We start from the raw sequence: 16,854 nt of genomic DNA on the forward strand, positions 1-16,854 counted from the left end.
CCCCCGGATGATCAGCGCGTGTTCATCCGGGGGACGCCTGCTTCGGCCACAATGCGCCTCCCAGCTCAAAAGGAGGGCCAGTGGTCCGGTTATGCGCAGGTCTGATCGCCTGTGGGTTGATCATGTCGGCATCGCCCGCGGCGGCGACCATGCCCGAGCGGTTCCAGCGATCCGACACGATGCCGGTGTTCGGCAACAGCTCCGCCGCTGAGCACACGGCCGCTGAGATCGCCGCCGCCACGGCGGACGGCAAGCTGGTCGTCTACACCGACTCGCCCGCGCGCCGGATCGGGTTCGCCAAGGCCGGATCCAAGCTCACCCCGGACGGCGTGCTGGCCATGCCGGGCGAGCCGACGTCGGTCGACATCGTCGGCGGGCTTGCCCTGGTCGCCGTCAACACCTCGAAGTCGCACACCGGCCCTTCCGGTGTGCTCGTGATCGTCGACTTGAGCAAGCGTTCGGTCGTGGCCACGCACGAGCTGGGTGGCCAGCCGGACTCGATCGACATCTCCGCCGACGGCCGGTACGCGGCGATCGCGGTGGAGAACGAGCGCGACGAGGACGTCAACGATGGGGAGATCCCGCAGCTCCCGGCCGGTTTTCTGACCATCGTCGACCTTGTCGGCGCACCGGCGGCGTGGCAGCTGCGCAAGGTGGAGCTGACCGGGATCGCGCAGGTCGCGCCGACCGACCCCGAACCGGAGTACGTCAGCATCAACGGCCGTAACCAGGTGGCCGTGACGCTGCAGGAGAACAACCACATCGCGATCGTGGACCTGCGCTCCGGCAACCTCGTCAGGCACTTCTCGGCAGGCGCGGCCACGGTCAAGGGCGTCGACACCGAGGACGACGGCAAGATCTCACCGACCGAGACCGTCACCGCCGCTCGCGAGCCGGATGCCGTTGCGTGGTTGGACGATCGCGCGCTCGGTACTGCGGACGAGGGCGACTATCTCGGCGGCTCGCGTACGTGGACGGTCTTCGACGCCGACTCCGGCAAAGTCTTGTATTCCTCAGGCAACGAACTCGACCAGATCGCCATCCGCCAGGGCCAGTACCCGGATGGCCGGTCAGACAACAAGGGCGTCGAGCCGGAAGGCTTGGCCGTCGCCACGTTCGGCCGTGAGCGATACGTTTTCGTCGGTATGGAACGCGCGAACCTCGTCGCGGTCTATGACGTCAGCAATGCGCGTAAGCCCAAGTTCGTGCAGGCGCTGCCGACTGGCGTTGGGCCAGAAGGACTGCTGCCGATCCCGGCAACCGGCGCGCTCGTGGTCTCGGCGGAAGAGGACTCCGCGGCGGACAACATCCGATCTTCGCTCAGCGCGTATCGGCTGACTCGCACGCCGCTGGCGTTGTCGTTGGCGCACAACCAGGGCACGCCGTCGATCGTGTCCGACGGGATCGGATTCGGTGCGCTGTCCGGGCTTTCCGGTATCCCCGGCAACTTCCGTGACGTGGTTTCCGTGACTGACGCGGCATACAGCCCGACACGTGTGCTGACCATCGACGCGGTGGCGGCGCCCGCGCGCGTCCGCAAAGAGCTGACGCTGACCAAGGACGGCAAGCCCATCGGCTACGACGGCGAAGGCATTGCCGCCCGTCGCGGCGGCGGTTACTGGATCGCGGTGGAAGGCGATGGCAAGCAGTCGCCGAACCTGCTGGTGGAGGTGGCCGCGACGGGTGCTGTCGTGCGGGAGATCCCGCTGCCCGACGCCGTCGCGCAAACCGCGACCAGCAACGGGTTCGAAGGCGTGACCGTGATCGGCAGCGGTGCACAGGAACAGGTTTGGCTTGCCGTGCAACGGGAGTGGAAGGCCGACAAACCCGGTCAGGCCACGCTGGCCCGGTTCACCCCGGCAACAGGGGAGTGGGCGTTTGCCGCGTACCCGCTCGACGCTGCTGCCGGTGCGTGGATCGGGCTGTCCGAGGTGACAGCGCTGAACAACCACACGTTGCTGATCCTGGAACGCGACAACCAGCGCGGCGACGCGGCCAAGGTGAAGAAGGTCTACAGCGTTGACATCAGCGGTGTCACACCTGTGCCGGCAGGCGGCGCGAAACCGGTGGTGACCAAGACCATGGCCAGGGACCTGATGCCCGCGCTCACGGCCGACGGCGCCGCGACACACGACAAGCCCGAAGGACTGGCCGTGGTCGGCTTCGGCCCGTTCAAGCGGCTGGTCGGCGTGGTCGACAACGACGGCGTCGACGAAGCACCGGGCGAGTCGGTGTTCCTGCGCCTTGGCTGGATCTAGGACGACGCAAGCAGGATGACGCCAGTGGCGGCGGCCGCGAGGCCCAGCCATTGGCTCCTCCTGATCCGCTCCTTGAGCACCACGGCGGCGAGGACCACGGTGGCGGCCGGGTAGAGCGCGACGATCACCGCACTGATACTGAGCATCCCTTCCCGTGCCGCGAGCAGGAACAACAGGTTCGCCAACGAGTCAAGGCACCCGGCGGCAGCGGCCACGACGACCGGAACCTTGCCCTTGTCACTGGTACGAACGAACAAGACGACCGAAAACACCAGCAGGCTGCTCACGGTCCGGCCGACGATCAGCGGTGCGACGCCGCTGTCGTGCGGGGCGGCGTCCAGCGTGATGAGCTGAACCGCGATCGCCGCACCGGCCAGGACCGCGACGATGATGGCCTTCAACGACACCGCAGCCGACGTCCGGCTGACCGTCACCAACACGATGGCGCCTACGGCAACCGGGATACCGATCAACCCGGCGACCGACAGCCGTTCGCCGCCGACGAGCCCGACCACCGCAGGCAGCAAGGCCGAGACGATCGCGGTGATCGGCGCCATGATGCTCATCGGCCCGATGGACAACGCCAGATACAGCAACGAGAACGCGAACGCCGACGCGACACCGGACAGCGCACCCCACCCGAGCGACCCGGCGTTCCACGCCGCCCCGAGCACCGGCCACAGCACCAGTTCGATCGCCAGACTGGCCGGCGCGCTGATCACGACCACGCGCAGCACATGCGCCTTCCGGCTGGCCAGACCTCCGAGAAAATCCGCGACACCGTAAGCGCAAGCCCCCGCGACTGACAACAGGATCATCAGCACCGCACCATCCTGCCGCAGATGATCGGCTCTATGTGCCGGAACGCAGAGCTTCGACCGGTTCCATCCGCGCCGCACGCAACGCCGGATACACACCGGCGAGCAACCCGACCAGCGCACCGACGAGCGGTGCACCTGCGGCAAGGCTGAGATCCAGTACGGGCGTCCAGTCACGGCTCAGTGAGACGACGACAACCGTGATGGTTCCCGCGCTGGCGCCGATGATGCCGCCGAGCAGCCCGATCGCGCTGGATTCCACCAGGAACTGGGCGGCGATGTGCCTGCGCGCGGCGCCCAACGCCCTGCGCAGGCCGATCTCGCCGGTCCGTTCCATCACCGTGACCAGCGTGACGTTCGCGATCCCGATCGCGCCGACGACGAGTGAGACCAGACCGAGGACCAGGAACAGGGCGTTGACATCGCTCTGCACGGTGCCCCGCAGCGTCGCCGGATCCGGCGGAGCCAGGACCCGCAGTTGTGCGTAGTCGTTGGGGCTCAACGCGAGTGGTGCCTGCCGGGCGATGCGCTGGGCCGCGCCGAGTTCAGTGCGGATCAGCACCTCGGTCGGCGGGCCGGTGTTCAGCCGGTCGTTCGCCGTGGTGTACGGCAGGATCACCGCGGAGGCCATGCCCTGCTCGCTTTCCCGGCCGATCGTGCCGAGGATCCCGATCACGGTGAACGCCTGGTCGTTGACGAACACCGCGGGGGAGTCGTCGACCCGGTTGATCCCGACCAGTTGTGCCGCCGCCGAACCGAGGATCGCGACCCGGTCGTGCCGCAGGATGTGGCCTTCGTCGAAGAAACGCCCTGCCGAAACACGGGCGTCGAGGGTTTCGAGATGGTCGGACGTGGTGGCCACAGCGGGCAACGTCCGGTCAGTCACCGTGGTGGGGTCACGCAAATCGTTGGCCCGCACGCGGGAATTCGCCGCGGAGCTCGGCCTGGCGATCGCGGTCGCGGCACGGACCCCATTGAGCCGCGTCAACTGTGGCAGTGCGGTCCACTCGACGTGCGGCGGAGCCATTTTGTCTATTGTGGACGGTACGGCTACGGTCACTTCGGTCGCGGTGACCTCGTCGAACCGCCCGGCGATCTGGTTCCCGGCGGTCGCCGCGATACCGAGTGTGATCACCAGTGTGGTGATGCCGAGAACTGTTCCGAGGACAGTCAACGCCGATCGCAACGGCCGGGCCGTGACTCCGGCGAGTGCTTCCGTTGCGAGGTCACGGGCCTTCACGTCAGTACGCCATCGTCGATGCGGACGCGGCGGTCGGCTCTTTTGCTCACATCGTTGTCGTGCGTGATCACCACGAGCGTGACACCCTGAGAGCGCAGTTCGTCGAACAAATCAAGGACCGCTAAGGTGTTCACGTTGTCGAGGTTGCCGGTCGGCTCGTCGCACAGCAGCAGGGACGGCCCGCCGAGCAGCGCCCGCGCGATCGCGACACGCTGGCGTTCACCACCGGAAAGCCGGTCAGGCCGGAACTTGGTCCGATGCGACAGACCGACCCGTGCCAACGCGGCCTCCGCACGGTCAGTCCGGCCACGCCGGTCGGCCTTCTGGTAGAGCTCTGCAAGCCCGACGTTGTCCACCACGCTGCGGTGCGGCAGCAAGTGGAAGGCCTGGAACACGAAGCCGATCCGGCTGCCGCGCAGCTTCGCCCTGCGGCCTTCGTCCAACGCCGTGGTCTCGATCCCGTCCAGCCGGTACGAACCCGTGTCGGGCCGGTCGAGCAAGCCGAGCGTGGTGAGCAAAGTGGACTTACCGGAACCGGACGGCCCGACGATGGACAGGTATTCGCCTTTCTCGACTCGAAGGCGGACGTCCCGCAACGCGCGGACCGGGGGATCGGCCGGGAAGGTCCGCTCGACACCGTCCAGTTCGATCACCGGAACGGTCATGAAGTCCCCACCACGACCCGGTCGCCCGCGTTGAGCTCGCCACCCTCGGGTGTCACATGCACCGCGCCCATCGCGGTCAAGCCCAGCTTGACGAAGACGTCCCGCGTCCCGCCGGGCTGCTCCACGCGTACGCGGGCACGGCCGTCCGCGTTGGTGACCACGGCTGAAACCGGCACCGTGAGGACGTCACCGCCAGTCGTCCCGACCTCGACCGTGACCTTCACGGCCTGGTCGGAGAACGCCGCCAACGCTTGCGGATCGGTTGCCGTGAAGCGCAACGGGGTCGCCGCGGGCCCGCTGTCGTCCGGGGAGTCGGGCTTCGCGGACCCGCTCGGCGAAGGTGCCTGTTGAGCCTGGACCGCGGCTTCTTTACCCAAGGCGTCGAGCTTGCCCGGGGTCTGCGTGCCGTTCGGCAATTGCAGCACGGCGGGAAGTCCCGCGTGGAGCAATTGCGCGTCGGCCGTGGGCAACGTTGCCCGAACGACAACCGTCGAGTCGGTGACCATACCGATCTGCCCAGTCGCGGCTGCTCCGGCCAACGCGGTCACAGTGTCGATCCGCAGCGGGAGCTTGGGCAGGAACAAGATCTCGCCGGACGGCACCACCACCTTCGCCGGGTCGTCGCCTTCCAGTTGCACGTCGTAACCCGCCTTGGTGTACAAGCGTTTCACCGCCGCCGCCGTCGCCGCGTCGAAAGTTCCGGACGTCGGCGAGCTGTAACCCAAGCCACGCAACGCTTTCTGTAGCTGTTTGACGTCATCGCCCTTGGCTTCAAGGCCCAGCTTGCGGTACATCGGCACGACACCCGTCAGCACGAACACCGGACGGCCGCTGACCTCCAAGGCGACGTCGCCCTGTTTGATCGTGGAGCCTGCGACGGGTGCCTTGGTGATCAGCTGGGTTCCCTCGACACCGCCGACAGTTCCGGTGAGCTGCAACGGGGTCGGCGTCCCGTAGGCCACGGTTCCCTGCGCCACCACGGTACTTTTCAACGTACGCCGCTCGACCGGCACGGTCACCAGCGACGCCGGGGGTGGTTGGTGCGACGCGGCCGCGTCGGCAGGGGATTGGACGCGGGTGCCGACCAGCCAGCCGCCCGCGCCCGTCACCACAGCGACCGCCGCGATCAGCAGGACGACCCGCTTGGGGTTCGCCGCGAACGGACCGGGCATGTTCAAGGCTCGTGCGTGTCCACCAACACTCGGCCGGTGCCATCGTGCCGCTCGGCCGCGCACGGGGAGCGAAGGCGGCCTGCGATGGGCAGACCGAACCGGATGATCATGCCATCGGCCGGTCCCGCGGCGGGCCGACCACCAAGATCCACCTGATCTGTGCCGGGTATGGCCCGTCGTTGTCGGTCGTCCTGTTGACCGGTGGCCAGGCCCACGACGCCACCCGGTTCACGATCTGCTGGCCGGGATCCGCTTCACGCTCTAGAGTCGCGCGATCATCTTGATCTCGACGAGCTGCTCGGGGAACGCCAGCCCGGTCACGCCCAGGATCGTGCTCGCGACCTGCGGATCCTCCCGGCCGTACGCCTCTTTGCGGACCGGCCCGGCGACCTGCATCGCGGTGGGCACGTCCAGTACGTACACGACTTCCTCGACGACGTTGGCCAGCGTCGCGCCGAACCGCTCGAGGATCTTCGCGGCGTTGACGTAGGTCTGGCGCATCTGATCGGCCATGTTGCCGAAGTCTGTGATCTTGCCGTGCTCGTCGACCGGTGCCTTCGCGATCAGTTCCGGGCCGTCGTTGGCGACCTGCCCGGACACGTAGATGGTGTCGCCGTGCTGGATCGCCTGCACGTAGCCGTAGGCCTCTTCCCACGGCAACCCGAAACTCTCGGTCTTCGCCATGACTCTCTCCTCGATGGCAGTTGCGTTGAGTCACGACGTTATGCGGGCTGTGACGGCTCGAACAGCGGCGACGATGCCGTTCTGCGCAAGGATCGTGCCACTATGGCCGCATGACGGCTCGGACGATCGCGATCGTGGCGATGCCGGGAGTGATCGCCCTGGACTACAGCATCGCCGCCAACATCCTGGGTGACCAGCCCGGATACCGGTTGCTTGTGTGCGGCGAGGCGGCTGCGTCCGGTGGTGTGCGGATCGTCCCGTCGCACGACGTCACCGCGGTCGACGAGGCCGACATCGTGGTGCTCCCCGGCTTCGACGACCCACACGTCCCGCCGCCGGACGCGTACCTCGACGCCATCGCTCGAGGGTTCGATCGGGGCGCGACCATGGTTGGGATCTGTACCGGCACGTTCGCGTTGGCGGCCAGCGGGATCACCGCCGGACGCCAGGTGACGGCACACTGGCAGTACACCGCGCAGCTGCAGGAGTTGTACCCGTCGACCAAGGTGGTCGAGAACGTTCTCTTTGTGGAGGACGGAAATCTGCTCACGTCCGCGGGTGCGGGAGCGGGAATCGACTTGTGCCTGCACCTGATCCGCTCGGACTTCGGTGCCGACGCGGAACTGGCCGCGGGCAGGAGGTTCGTGGCCGCACCAGCCCGGCCGGGCCCGCAACCCCAGTACGTCGACACGTTGACCCCACCGGGATCCGATCTGGCCGAGACCCGCTACTGGGCAATGGAAAACCTGAGCTTGCCGATCACCGTCGACGAATTGGCGCGGCGCAGTGCGATGGCCCGCCGGACGTTCATCCGCAGGTTCCGTGAGGAGACCGGGATGCCGCCGATGCGCTGGCTCACCCTGCAGCGGGTGCTGCTGGCGCGGCGGTTGCTGGAGACCTCGGACTGGCCGGTCGACCGGATCGCCGACCAGTCCGGGATGGGGACGGGAGCGAACTTCCGTGTGCTGTTCCGCCGGGAGACGGGCCTCGCGCCGAGCGAATACCGGCGTCTGCACCGGCGCTAGATTGTCGGACCCCAGAATTGTCAGAGCACTGTGCCATGCTCGCGACATGGTCATCACGTTCGACGCCGAGGTGTGGGAGTGGGACGCGCGGCGAACCGACAGCTGGACGTTCGTGAGTCTGCCCGAGGACGTCTCCGAGGACATCAAGGAGCTCTCGGCCGGTCCAAGACGGGGGTTCGGTTCGGTCAGGGTACGGGTCACGGTCGGCGGCACCTCGTGGGCGACCTCGATCTTTCCCAGCAAGGACGGGGTGTTCGTGCTGCCCGTGAAGCGCGCCGTGCGCAAAGCCGAAGAGCTCGACGTCGGTGACGTCGCCACCGTGACCGTCGAGCTCGTCGATTTCTAGACCGGCGACCGGCTAGAGGCCCCAGAACTTGGCGAGCTCGGCGGCCGCGCACACACCGACGTCCAGCATGTACGGCCCCGCGCGCCCACAACCTGGAGCGACCGGCTGTCCGTGGCCCATCCCTTGGATAGTCCGGGTCTGCACTGGTGCGCCCACGTTCGTCCACTGCTCAGCGCTCTCACGCTGGTTCATGACGGCCACGGTGTAGTCGGCGGTGCCGTGCCAGATGCTGACACCAGGCCGTACGGCCGTGAACGAGCTCGCCGCCCGCACCTTGTCACCCCACTGCTGCGCAGTCAGGTTCTTGCCGGGGTTCATGCAGGTGAACGCCTCGAACATGGCAGTGGCACACCCAAACGGAATGCCGGCGACAACGCCACCACCCGCGAACAGATCCGGGTAGGTCGCGAGCATCACGGACGTCATCGCACCACCGGCGGACAGCCCCGTGACGTACACACGACGCGCGTCCCCATTGGTGTCGGCGAGAGCGCGACGCGCCATCTGGGCGATCGATTCGGCCTCGCCGGAACCACGGCTGATGTCGTTGGCCTGGAACCAGTTGAAGCACTTGTTGAGGTTGTTGGCGGTGACTTGTTGCGGCACAACGAGAGTGAACCGCAGGGAGTCGGCAAGACCGGTCCAGCCCGCGTTCTGCCCGTAGGTCGCGTCCTGGGCACACCCGTGGAGTGCGACGACGACCGGCCGTCCGGCCGGAAGCCCATCGGGAACGTATTCGTACATTTGCAGCGCGCCAGGGTTGCTGCCGAATCCGGTGACTGGCCTGAGCGTCGCGGCATTGGCTGGTGCTGCCAGGAATGTCAGGGCCAGCAGCACGGTGAGGAAAATCTTCACGACCACCTCCTTGTGACCGTCGTCACTCGAAGGTAGGCCGCCCGGCGGGATGTTCCCACGGTGCCGGGCACCACAATCAGCCGGGAGTTTGTGTGGCCCCAACAGATACCGCCGCGAGCGCCGGTGACCTACGGTCCGGCAATGCGCCTCACTCTGGTCCTCGCCCTGATGATGTCCCTCGTCACGCCGGCCGCGGCACAAGCGAGCACCTGCGCTCCGGTCATCGTCCCCGGCGCAGAGCATGTGGAGCAGTCCTGTTTGGACGATCTGACCACAACCGGAACGTTGCGCACAGGCCATACCGTCCAAGCCGACTGGGCCGGGCTGACATCCGTGGGCTTGCCCGTGGTGGGCGCGGTCCCCGGCGTCCAGGTCGACGGATACTTCCCGGACACGTCCAAGACGAACACGGCACACGGCTGGAACCACGACTCCCAGTTCGTCCTCAGGCTGCCCGGCCGGTGGAACGGAGGACTGGTGGTGTCCGGTTCGCCGGGAGTCCGCAGGCAATACGCGAACGACCGGGCCGTCGCCGACCAAGTCCTGGCGGCCGGATACGCCTTCGCCGCGACAGACAAGGGAAACACCGGAGCGGACTTCTTCACCGACGGCCGCGGCCCCGGCGATGCCCTGGCCGAGTGGAACACCCGCGTCACCCAGCTGACCCTGGCCGCGAAGCTGACCCTGAAGCTCCACTATGGACGATTTCCGGCGCGGACCATCGCAGCCGGCATCTCCAATGGTGGTTACCTCGTCCGCTGGCAACTGGAGAACGTGCCGTGGCTCTACGACGGCGGCGTCGATTGGGAGGGAACTCTCTGGCGCCCCGAAGGCGACAACCTGCTGACGTTCCTCCCGCCCGCGATCCGCGGTGACCGGGAGGAAATGGTGGCGGCAGGCTTCGACCCGGCCTCGGAATTCCTGTGGCCGTACCACAAACAGGTCTACTGGGACCTCACCCAGCGGATCTACCGCACAGAACTCGACCCGGGTTATGAAGGCAGCGACGCCACCTACGACTACGCGTCCCGGCCGAAGTCAGTCCATCGAGCCGTCGCCCGGATCTCGCTGACCGGCCGGATCGGCAAACCTCTGCTCACCTTGCACGGAACGCTGGATGCCCTGCTGCCGATCAGCCGCGATTCCGACGTGTACCACAGGATGATCGCCACGCAGGGACGCGCACATCTCCAGCGGTACTACCGGATCGAGGGCGGCAACCACGTCGACGGCCTGTACGACACGTACCCAGACCTGTTGCGCCCCATCGCCCCCTGCTTCACCACAGCGTTCACGGCACTGGAAGGCTGGCTTCGAGGAGTCCAGCCTCCGCCGTCGGCCACGCTCCCACGCCCGGCCGGGATCGACCTCGCCACCAGTTGCTCGCTGAAGGCCTGAGCTTGACCTCAAGCGAACTTCACGGTGAAGACTGCACGCATGACCATCTGGATCTGTGGAACGTGCGCAGTGGAACATCCCGACATCCCGCGACCACCGGCATCCTGCGAGATCTGCCTTGACGAAAGGCAGTACGTCCCGCAGGACGGCCAGATCTGGACGACGCTGGAAGACCTGAACGCCACGCCGCACACCGTCCTGCACCACGAACCAGAACCCGGAATCCACCAACTCAACCGGGATCCCGGCTTCGGCATCGGGCAATGGTCCTACCTGGTCCAGACCCCGCAGGGAAACCTCCTCTGGGACCCGCCGAACCACCTCGACCCGGCCACCGCCGAAACGATCGAACAACTCGGCGGGATCGCGGTGATCGTCGCCAGCCACCCGCACATGTTCGGCTCCCAAGTCTCGTGGAGCCACCGTTTCGGCAAGGTGCCGGTCCTCGTCCACGCCGCGGACCGGCACTGGGTGCGGCGCGAGGACGACGTGATCAGGGAATGGAACGACACCGAGCAGATCCTTCCCGGCATCACCCTCATCACCGCGGGCGGCCACTTCCCGGGCTCGGCCGTCGCGCACATCGATTCAGGCGCGCTGCTCGCGGGCGACACCATTGTCCCGGCCGCGGCCACGGGCTGGGTCTCGTTCATGCGCAGTTACCCCAACAAGATCCCGCTCTCGGCTGGCCTGGTCCAACGGATCGCCGACCGGCTGGAGCCCTACGATTTCGACCGTCTCTACTGGTTGGCCGGGCCGCAACGCGTAGAGAACGCCAAGGCCGCGGTTAAACGCTCGGCACAGAGGTATATCTCTTGGGTGAGCGGCGAAAACGACCACCTCGGCTAGGTGTGTTCGACGGCGTTCTGCTGGCCTTTACACCTCGTCGTCGGTGTGCTCTGCTTGATCGGCACGTTGTGACATGAGAGCTGGGGGGCGACCATGGATACTGTCGTTGTTGTCGGGGCGGGTGCGGCCGGTGTGCTCGCGGCGGTCAGACTCCGTGAACAGGACCTCGAAGTCGTCATGGTCGACCCAGCCGAGAAGCCTGGGCACGGGGTGGCGTACAGCACGACCGATTCCCGTCACCTGCTCAACACCGCGGCTGGGAAGCTCAGTGCTCATCCGGACGACCCGGAGCATTTCGTTCGCTGGGCCACCAAGGAACTGGGGCGCCCGGTCGGCTCCGGTGATTTCTTACCGCGCCGCCATTTCGGGCAGTATCTCAACGCGGTGGCCGCGGACATCACCCATGTGAGAGATCGAGTCACCGGGATCACGCGGAAAACAAACGGAGTTACGGTCGAACTGGCGACCGGGGAAGTGCTCGACGCCAAGGCGGCCGTGCTGGCCATCGGGCTCCCGGCACCGAACTGCGACTGGGCACCGGTGGGACTGCCTGGTTTCATCGAGAACCCTTGGGGCGCGGAGGTTACCGAGGACGGCGACGTGCTACTCGTCGGGTCCGGGCTGACCATGGTCGACATCGCGCTCCGACTCGACCGGCCACATCGGACGATCCACGTCGTCTCGAGAACGGGACTTCTGCCCCGGCGGCACACCTCCGCAGGCAAACCCTCGACTGAGCAGATCAACGGACAGGACATCGACGAGATCTGGCAGCAGGCGTCGCGCGGCCGCGGCTGGCGGCAGGCCGTGGACACCCTGCGGCTGCAGGCGCCGCGAATCTGGGGACGTCTGCCGAAAGCCGAGCAGGAACGCTTCCTGAGCCACTACGCCCGTTACTGGAGCGTGTACCGGCACCGGATGGCGCCGGAAGCGGCCGACAACCTGAAAGCCATCAAGGACGCCGGACGGCTCAAGCTCCACAAAGGTGAAGTCGTGGCTGCCAATGGAAACGAAGTCACGTTATCCGGTGGAGAAAGGCTCTCGGTCGCCTCGGTGGTCAACTGCACCGGTCCGTGCCTTGACTTCGGCCGAGACCCGCTGATCAAGCGCTTGTTCCAGCAGGGGCTGGCGAAGCCGGGACCGCACGGGCTCGGCCTGCGCACGAACACCGACGGCAAAGTGACCAGAGGCATCTGGGCAATCGGCGCGGCGCGAACCGGCATGGTGTGGGAGTCCACGGCGTTCCCGGAGATCCGGGCGCAGGCGACCGCGATCGCCAAGGCCATTGTGGACAGATCGGCCACGAAGCCGCGTGACCGCTACGGGCTGGCCCTCAGCACAAGCAAAGAAGCCGCCGGTCTCTTCACCGATGGCGTCGATCGGGTGCTGCGAGGCCAATGCGAGGCGCTCGACGACCTCGTGGCAGCCACCGACGTCGATCCGGCCTTCGCACTCGGACACGCGGCGATTGCCCTGCTGGGACTGGAATGGGACGTCCCGGTGGACGTCAGCGACCGGTTGCGGCAAGCCAGGACCTGTGCGAAGAACGCCGACAGCCGGGAACGCAGCTTCATCGCGGCCGTCGCGGCCCGTGCCGCGGACCTCAGGGCGGGTGGCAGGGCTCTGCTGCGGCACATCGAGGCATACCCACGGGACGCGTTCGCGGTGAACATCGCGGTCCCGACGATCTCGTTCGGCGGGATCACGAGTGACCGCGAAACGTGGGAGCTGGTGGAGAGCCTGGCCGGGGATTACGGCGACGACTGGTGGTATCTGGGCCAACTCGCCTTCGTCCGCCAGGAACAGGAACGATGGGCAGAGGCCGAGGCGCTCTCCGCGCGGGCGCTCGCGGTCGAACCCGCGTCCGGGCACGCGGTGCACGCCCGCACACACGTGTTCTATGAGACAGGGGAACACAAATCCGGGCTCGAGTGGCTCAACGGCTGGATCGGTGACTGGGGCGACACCAGCGACGGCAAGGTGCACTTCACCTGGCACGCTGCTTTGCACGAACTGATGCTGGGCGACGACGAAGCGGTCAGACGACGTTACGCCCGTGACCTCGCCCCGCCCGCGGTGAGCGGGCCGCGTGCACTCGTGGACTCGGCGTCCTTGCTGTGGCGGTGCGAGATGACCCGGCGCTGGGACGGCAAGGCCGGTGCGGAGGCGGTGCTGAATGCCTCGCCGCAGGACTGGCTCACCCAGCCGCAGACATCCTTCGCCGCGATGCACGCGGCTATCGCGTTGGCCGCGGCGAAGGACGGGGAGCGGCTCGAGGCCTTGCGCAGGTTCGCCGTCCGGCATGACTCCGAGGTGTATCGTCAGGTCGTCGCGCCGTTGTGCAGTGGCCTCGCGCATGTCGTCGCCGAAAGGTGGGATGCCGCTGTGTCCGAATTGAACAGTGTGCGGCCACTGGTGTATCGCCTCGGCGGCAGCGCCGCTCAACGCGAGGTCATCGAGGACACGTTCGTGCACGCGTTGGCCGAGGCCGGCCGGAACGAAGAAGCGGCGGACGTCCTGACGGCGAGGTCGGACCGCAGGCCGCCATCACCGCTGGAACGCGGGCGCCTTGCCGGGTTGCGCACGCCGGTGTCGACCGATATCCATTGGCAGCACACGACTGTCGGCAAGACCGCGCGTGGCGAGATCAAGGGACATCGCCCGATGGTCGTCTGGTTCACCGGTCTGTCCGGTGCGGGCAAGTCCACCATCGCCGACATCTTGGAAAAACGGCTGAACGCCGAAGGGAAACACACCTACCTGCTCGACGGTGACAACGTCCGGCATGGCCTGAGCCGGGACCTGGGCTTCGGTGATTCCGACCGGCAGGAGAACGTCCGCCGTGTCGCGGAAGTCGCCGCGCTGATGGCTGACGCCGGCCTGATTGTGCTGGTGTCGTTCATCTCGCCGTTCTCGGCCGAACGAGAGCTGGCGCGTGGCCTTGTCGCCGAGGGCGAGTTCTGCGAAGTCTTCGTCGACACGCCTTTGGCCGTCGCGGAGGCACGCGACCCCAAGGGCCTCTACCGCAAAGCACGCAAGGGCGAGCTGAAGGACTTCACCGGTGTCGACTCGCCGTACGAACCACCGCAGCGGCCAGAGATCCGTATCGACACGACCGTGCAGACGGCCGCGCAGGCCGCCGAGGCGATCCTGACCCAGCTGCGGGCCATGGGCGTGTAGTAACCGCCGGAGGGGCTTGGTTGATCAGGTGGCGAAGCCGGTACGCCACGAAGGCCATTGGGGCGTCCAGCCCAGTTCCTCACGTGCGTAGTGGTTGTCGGCGCCCCGAGCCCAAGGCGTCCGTGGCGTGTCCGATATGGACGGTTTCGGGGCGCCGACAGCCTTGCAGAACGCAGGTGTCCAGTCGTAACCGGAGGCAGGCTCGTCGTCGCAGATGTTCACGGTTCCCGTCGGCCAATCCAGCGACGCTACGGCCGCAGTGGCCGCGTCGTCGATGTGCAGGAAGCTAGTCACGTCCGCCGTTGCTGGAAGTTCGCCACGGTGCGCTAGTTGCGCCATCAGACCGTCAACTGTGTACCAGGTGTCAGGCCCATACAACATGCCGTAGCGCAATATGACCCACTCGGCAGCTTCCTGCACGTTTGCTTCGAGCGTGGCCACCGCGCTCACTGTGTCGAGACGGGCGCCGGAGGATTCCAAGTCGAGCTGGATGTCCTCGGACGCGGGCGTGATCCCTGGTTCGTAGACCCAGCAGATGCTCTGGGCGATGATGCGCTGCACGCCCGCGTCGAGCGCGGCTTCCACGAGGTTGATGGTGCCTTGCTCGCGGATCCGCGCGTTCGCCGCGCGATCACCGTCGCGCAGGTCGGTCAGCTGATGCATGACGACATCCGGCCTGGCCGCCCGGACCGCCCCGGCCAGTGCGGCGCGATCGTAGACATCCCCGACGGTGACCTGCGCGCCGAGCTCCTCGAGCAACGGGGACGGCCGTCTGGCCAATCCGATCACCTGATGTCCATGAGCGATCAGCAACTTGGTCGCTCGCCGTCCGATCACGCCAGCGGCACCGGCCAGGAAAATACGCATGCGTCCCACGTTAAGGCCGGCCCGCGGCGCGGCGTGGTCCAGTTGGGACTCGATTTCGAGAGCCACCCGGCCTCAGCTGCGCAGTACCTCGGTGATCACGTGCAGCGAGTTGGCAGTGATCACCGGGTTCGTGTCCCGATAGTAAGGTAGCTGGATCAACGAAATCGACAATGCCCAGCCGCGACCCCGTTCCCACGTCGCCTCATCGACGTCCACAGTAGACCGGAAGATCGCCCGCGCCGAGCCGGTGAACAGGTTCCACGCCGGGATGAGGTCGACGGCGGGATCACCGACACCAAGCACCCCGAAGTCGATCACGGCGCGCAACCGGTTGTCCGCGACCAGGATGTTGCCCGGGCCGAGGTCAGCATGCGTCCATACGGGCGGCGCGGACCATTGCGGTGCCTGCAGAGCCGCCTCCCACGCCGCCGTGGCCGCCTCGGCGTCGATCATGTCCCGCGCCTGGTCTATCGCCTCGCGGGTCTCGCGATCGCGGTCCACCAGCGGCCCGCCGCGGTCCGACGCCGGGCCGGACGCGGGATCGATTCGCTGCAACGCGACCACGAACTCAGCCAGGTCCCTGGCCACCAAGGGAAAGTCCCCGACAACCGGGTTTTCCCCGTCCAGCCAGCGCAACACCGACCAGTTCCACGGATATCCCTCACCCGGCTCGCCTTGGCACACCGGAACGGGAATCGCCGTGGGCAACGGAGTCAGCCGCGGCAACCATTCCAGCTCACGCTGGACATCCCCGGCTGCGTCCGCCCGTCTGGGCAGCCGTACCACCATGTCGGAGCCGAGCCGGTAAAGGTCATTGACGGTGCCAAAGGACTTCACCGGCGTGATAGACCGATCGGCCCAACCGGGGAACTGCGCGTGCAGCAGGCGCCGGACCAGATCCGGCGAGGTGTCGACGATCACGGCGATCGACGCTACCGCCCGGTTTTCTGTCGACCGAATGATTTTCTGCCTGGGGGTGGACTGCCTTCAGGGAGGTCGAAATCCCGCAGCGACTGGATCAGATCACTGGTGACCTCGGTAAAACCGGGACTTTGCTCCCCAGTAAGACTCGGTTCGTCCCGGACATCGCCACCGCGGACGAACCCGACGACCTGTCAACCAAGGGCCGGTGTCGTTGCGAACAGACAATGCGATGCCGCCACCGAACCTGCCGGCTGTTCCTCTACCCGAACTCCGGGTTCGAGAACACCGGCACCCCCAGCCTCGGCGGGCTCGCCCCAGCCCAGCTGGCACATCGATCGCGCGCTTGACTGTGGACGACTCGACGAAGTGGATCTTGCGAGCCGTCCGGCTGTCGGTGACCGCCGGTACGCTGGTGATCGGGGGGCCGACGGCCGCCCACCGTGTCCGACCTGCGCAGTTCGGGCGAAATATCCGGTATGACCGGGTCGGTCGTGATCACGGTATCCTGGTCTTGGGATCTTGCGTGGGGCACGTCGACGGCGACGGGCCCGCATTGTGGTTTTCCGCAGTACG

14 protein-coding genes are annotated in these 16,854 nt (G+C 66.9%); 6 read left to right on the forward strand and 8 right to left on the reverse strand.

The window, feature by feature from the left end; translation table 11 throughout:
* Positions 1-80 precede the first annotated feature (80 nt).
* A complete protein-coding gene (locus B9C43_RS01470) occupies positions 81-2,258 on the forward strand; it encodes an esterase-like activity of phytase family protein (RefSeq protein ID WP_200825393.1) in 2,178 nt (725 codons plus the stop codon).
* On the opposite strand, the gene B9C43_RS01475 is transcribed toward B9C43_RS01470, so the two are convergent.
* The 5 genes from B9C43_RS01475 to B9C43_RS01495 all read right to left on the reverse strand — a co-directional run bounded on the left by B9C43_RS01475 (position 2,255) and on the right by B9C43_RS01495 (position 6,837).
* The gene (locus B9C43_RS01475) at positions 2,255-3,076 is read right to left on the reverse strand and encodes an EamA family transporter (protein WP_235038389.1); all 822 of its coding nucleotides are present in this window, start codon (positions 3,074-3,076) and stop codon (positions 2,255-2,257) included. The two genes, B9C43_RS01470 and B9C43_RS01475, sit on opposite strands and share 4 nt — an antisense overlap.
* Positions 3,077-3,110: 34 nt before the next feature.
* Positions 3,111-4,316 (reverse strand): ABC transporter permease, encoded by a 1,206-nt coding sequence (locus tag B9C43_RS01480; RefSeq protein ID WP_084424255.1) that lies wholly within the window; start codon positions 4,314-4,316, stop codon positions 3,111-3,113.
* The gene (locus B9C43_RS01485) at positions 4,313-4,981 is read right to left on the reverse strand and encodes an ABC transporter ATP-binding protein (RefSeq protein WP_084424256.1); all 669 of its coding nucleotides are present in this window, start codon (positions 4,979-4,981) and stop codon (positions 4,313-4,315) included. The genes B9C43_RS01480 and B9C43_RS01485 overlap by 4 nt, the downstream gene beginning before the upstream one ends.
* Positions 4,978-6,153, reverse strand: a complete 1,176-nt coding sequence (locus tag B9C43_RS01490; protein ID WP_200825394.1) for a peptidoglycan-binding domain-containing protein — start codon at positions 6,151-6,153, stop codon at positions 4,978-4,980. The genes B9C43_RS01485 and B9C43_RS01490 overlap by 4 nt, the downstream gene beginning before the upstream one ends.
* A gap of 261 nt (positions 6,154-6,414) precedes the next feature.
* On the reverse strand, positions 6,415-6,837 hold the full coding sequence (locus B9C43_RS01495; protein WP_033390428.1) for a Rid family hydrolase: 423 nt from the start codon (positions 6,835-6,837) through the stop codon (positions 6,415-6,417).
* A gap of 110 nt (positions 6,838-6,947) precedes the next feature.
* Here B9C43_RS01495 and B9C43_RS01500 point away from each other — a divergent pair, with 110 nt between their 5' ends.
* Positions 6,948-7,862, forward strand: a complete 915-nt coding sequence (locus B9C43_RS01500) for a GlxA family transcriptional regulator (RefSeq protein WP_200825395.1) — start codon at positions 6,948-6,950, stop codon at positions 7,860-7,862.
* A 46-nt stretch (positions 7,863-7,908) separates the two neighbouring features.
* Entirely contained in the window at positions 7,909-8,208 is a 300-nt protein-coding gene (locus tag B9C43_RS01505; protein WP_033390430.1) for a DUF1905 domain-containing protein, read from the forward strand.
* 12 nt (positions 8,209-8,220) lie between these two features.
* On the opposite strand, the gene B9C43_RS01510 is transcribed toward B9C43_RS01505, so the two are convergent.
* Positions 8,221-9,063, reverse strand: coding sequence for an extracellular catalytic domain type 1 short-chain-length polyhydroxyalkanoate depolymerase (locus B9C43_RS01510; RefSeq protein ID WP_407657061.1), 843 nt, complete (start codon positions 9,061-9,063; stop codon positions 8,221-8,223).
* A gap of 141 nt (positions 9,064-9,204) precedes the next feature.
* On the opposite strand from B9C43_RS01510, the gene B9C43_RS01515 reads away from it, so the two are divergent.
* From B9C43_RS01515 to cysC, 3 genes are all read left to right on the forward strand, one after another.
* Positions 9,205-10,461 (forward strand): alpha/beta hydrolase family protein, encoded by a 1,257-nt coding sequence (locus tag B9C43_RS01515; RefSeq protein WP_200825396.1) that lies wholly within the window; start codon positions 9,205-9,207, stop codon positions 10,459-10,461.
* Positions 10,462-10,500: 39 nt separating this feature from the next.
* Positions 10,501-11,310, forward strand: coding sequence for an MBL fold metallo-hydrolase (locus B9C43_RS01520; protein WP_084424258.1), 810 nt, complete (start codon positions 10,501-10,503; stop codon positions 11,308-11,310).
* 93 nt (positions 11,311-11,403) lie between these two features.
* Positions 11,404-14,490, forward strand: coding sequence for an adenylyl-sulfate kinase (gene cysC, locus B9C43_RS60055; protein WP_084424259.1), 3,087 nt, complete (start codon positions 11,404-11,406; stop codon positions 14,488-14,490).
* A gap of 24 nt (positions 14,491-14,514) precedes the next feature.
* On the opposite strand, the gene B9C43_RS01530 is transcribed toward cysC, so the two are convergent.
* Together B9C43_RS01530 and B9C43_RS01535 are read right to left on the reverse strand one after the other, a co-directional pair.
* Positions 14,515-15,357 carry an NAD-dependent epimerase/dehydratase family protein gene (locus B9C43_RS01530; protein WP_084425520.1) on the reverse strand — a complete coding sequence of 281 codons (843 nt, stop codon included), beginning with the start codon at positions 15,355-15,357 and terminating at the stop codon, positions 14,515-14,517.
* 72 nt (positions 15,358-15,429) lie between these two features.
* On the reverse strand, positions 15,430-16,278 hold the full coding sequence (locus B9C43_RS01535; RefSeq protein WP_327221345.1) for an aminoglycoside phosphotransferase family protein: 849 nt from the start codon (positions 16,276-16,278) through the stop codon (positions 15,430-15,432).
* Positions 16,279-16,854 lie beyond the last annotated feature (576 nt).

Source organism: Kibdelosporangium aridum (assembly GCF_900176515.1).
Classification (GTDB): Bacteria; Actinomycetota; Actinomycetes; order Mycobacteriales; family Pseudonocardiaceae; genus Kibdelosporangium; species Kibdelosporangium aridum.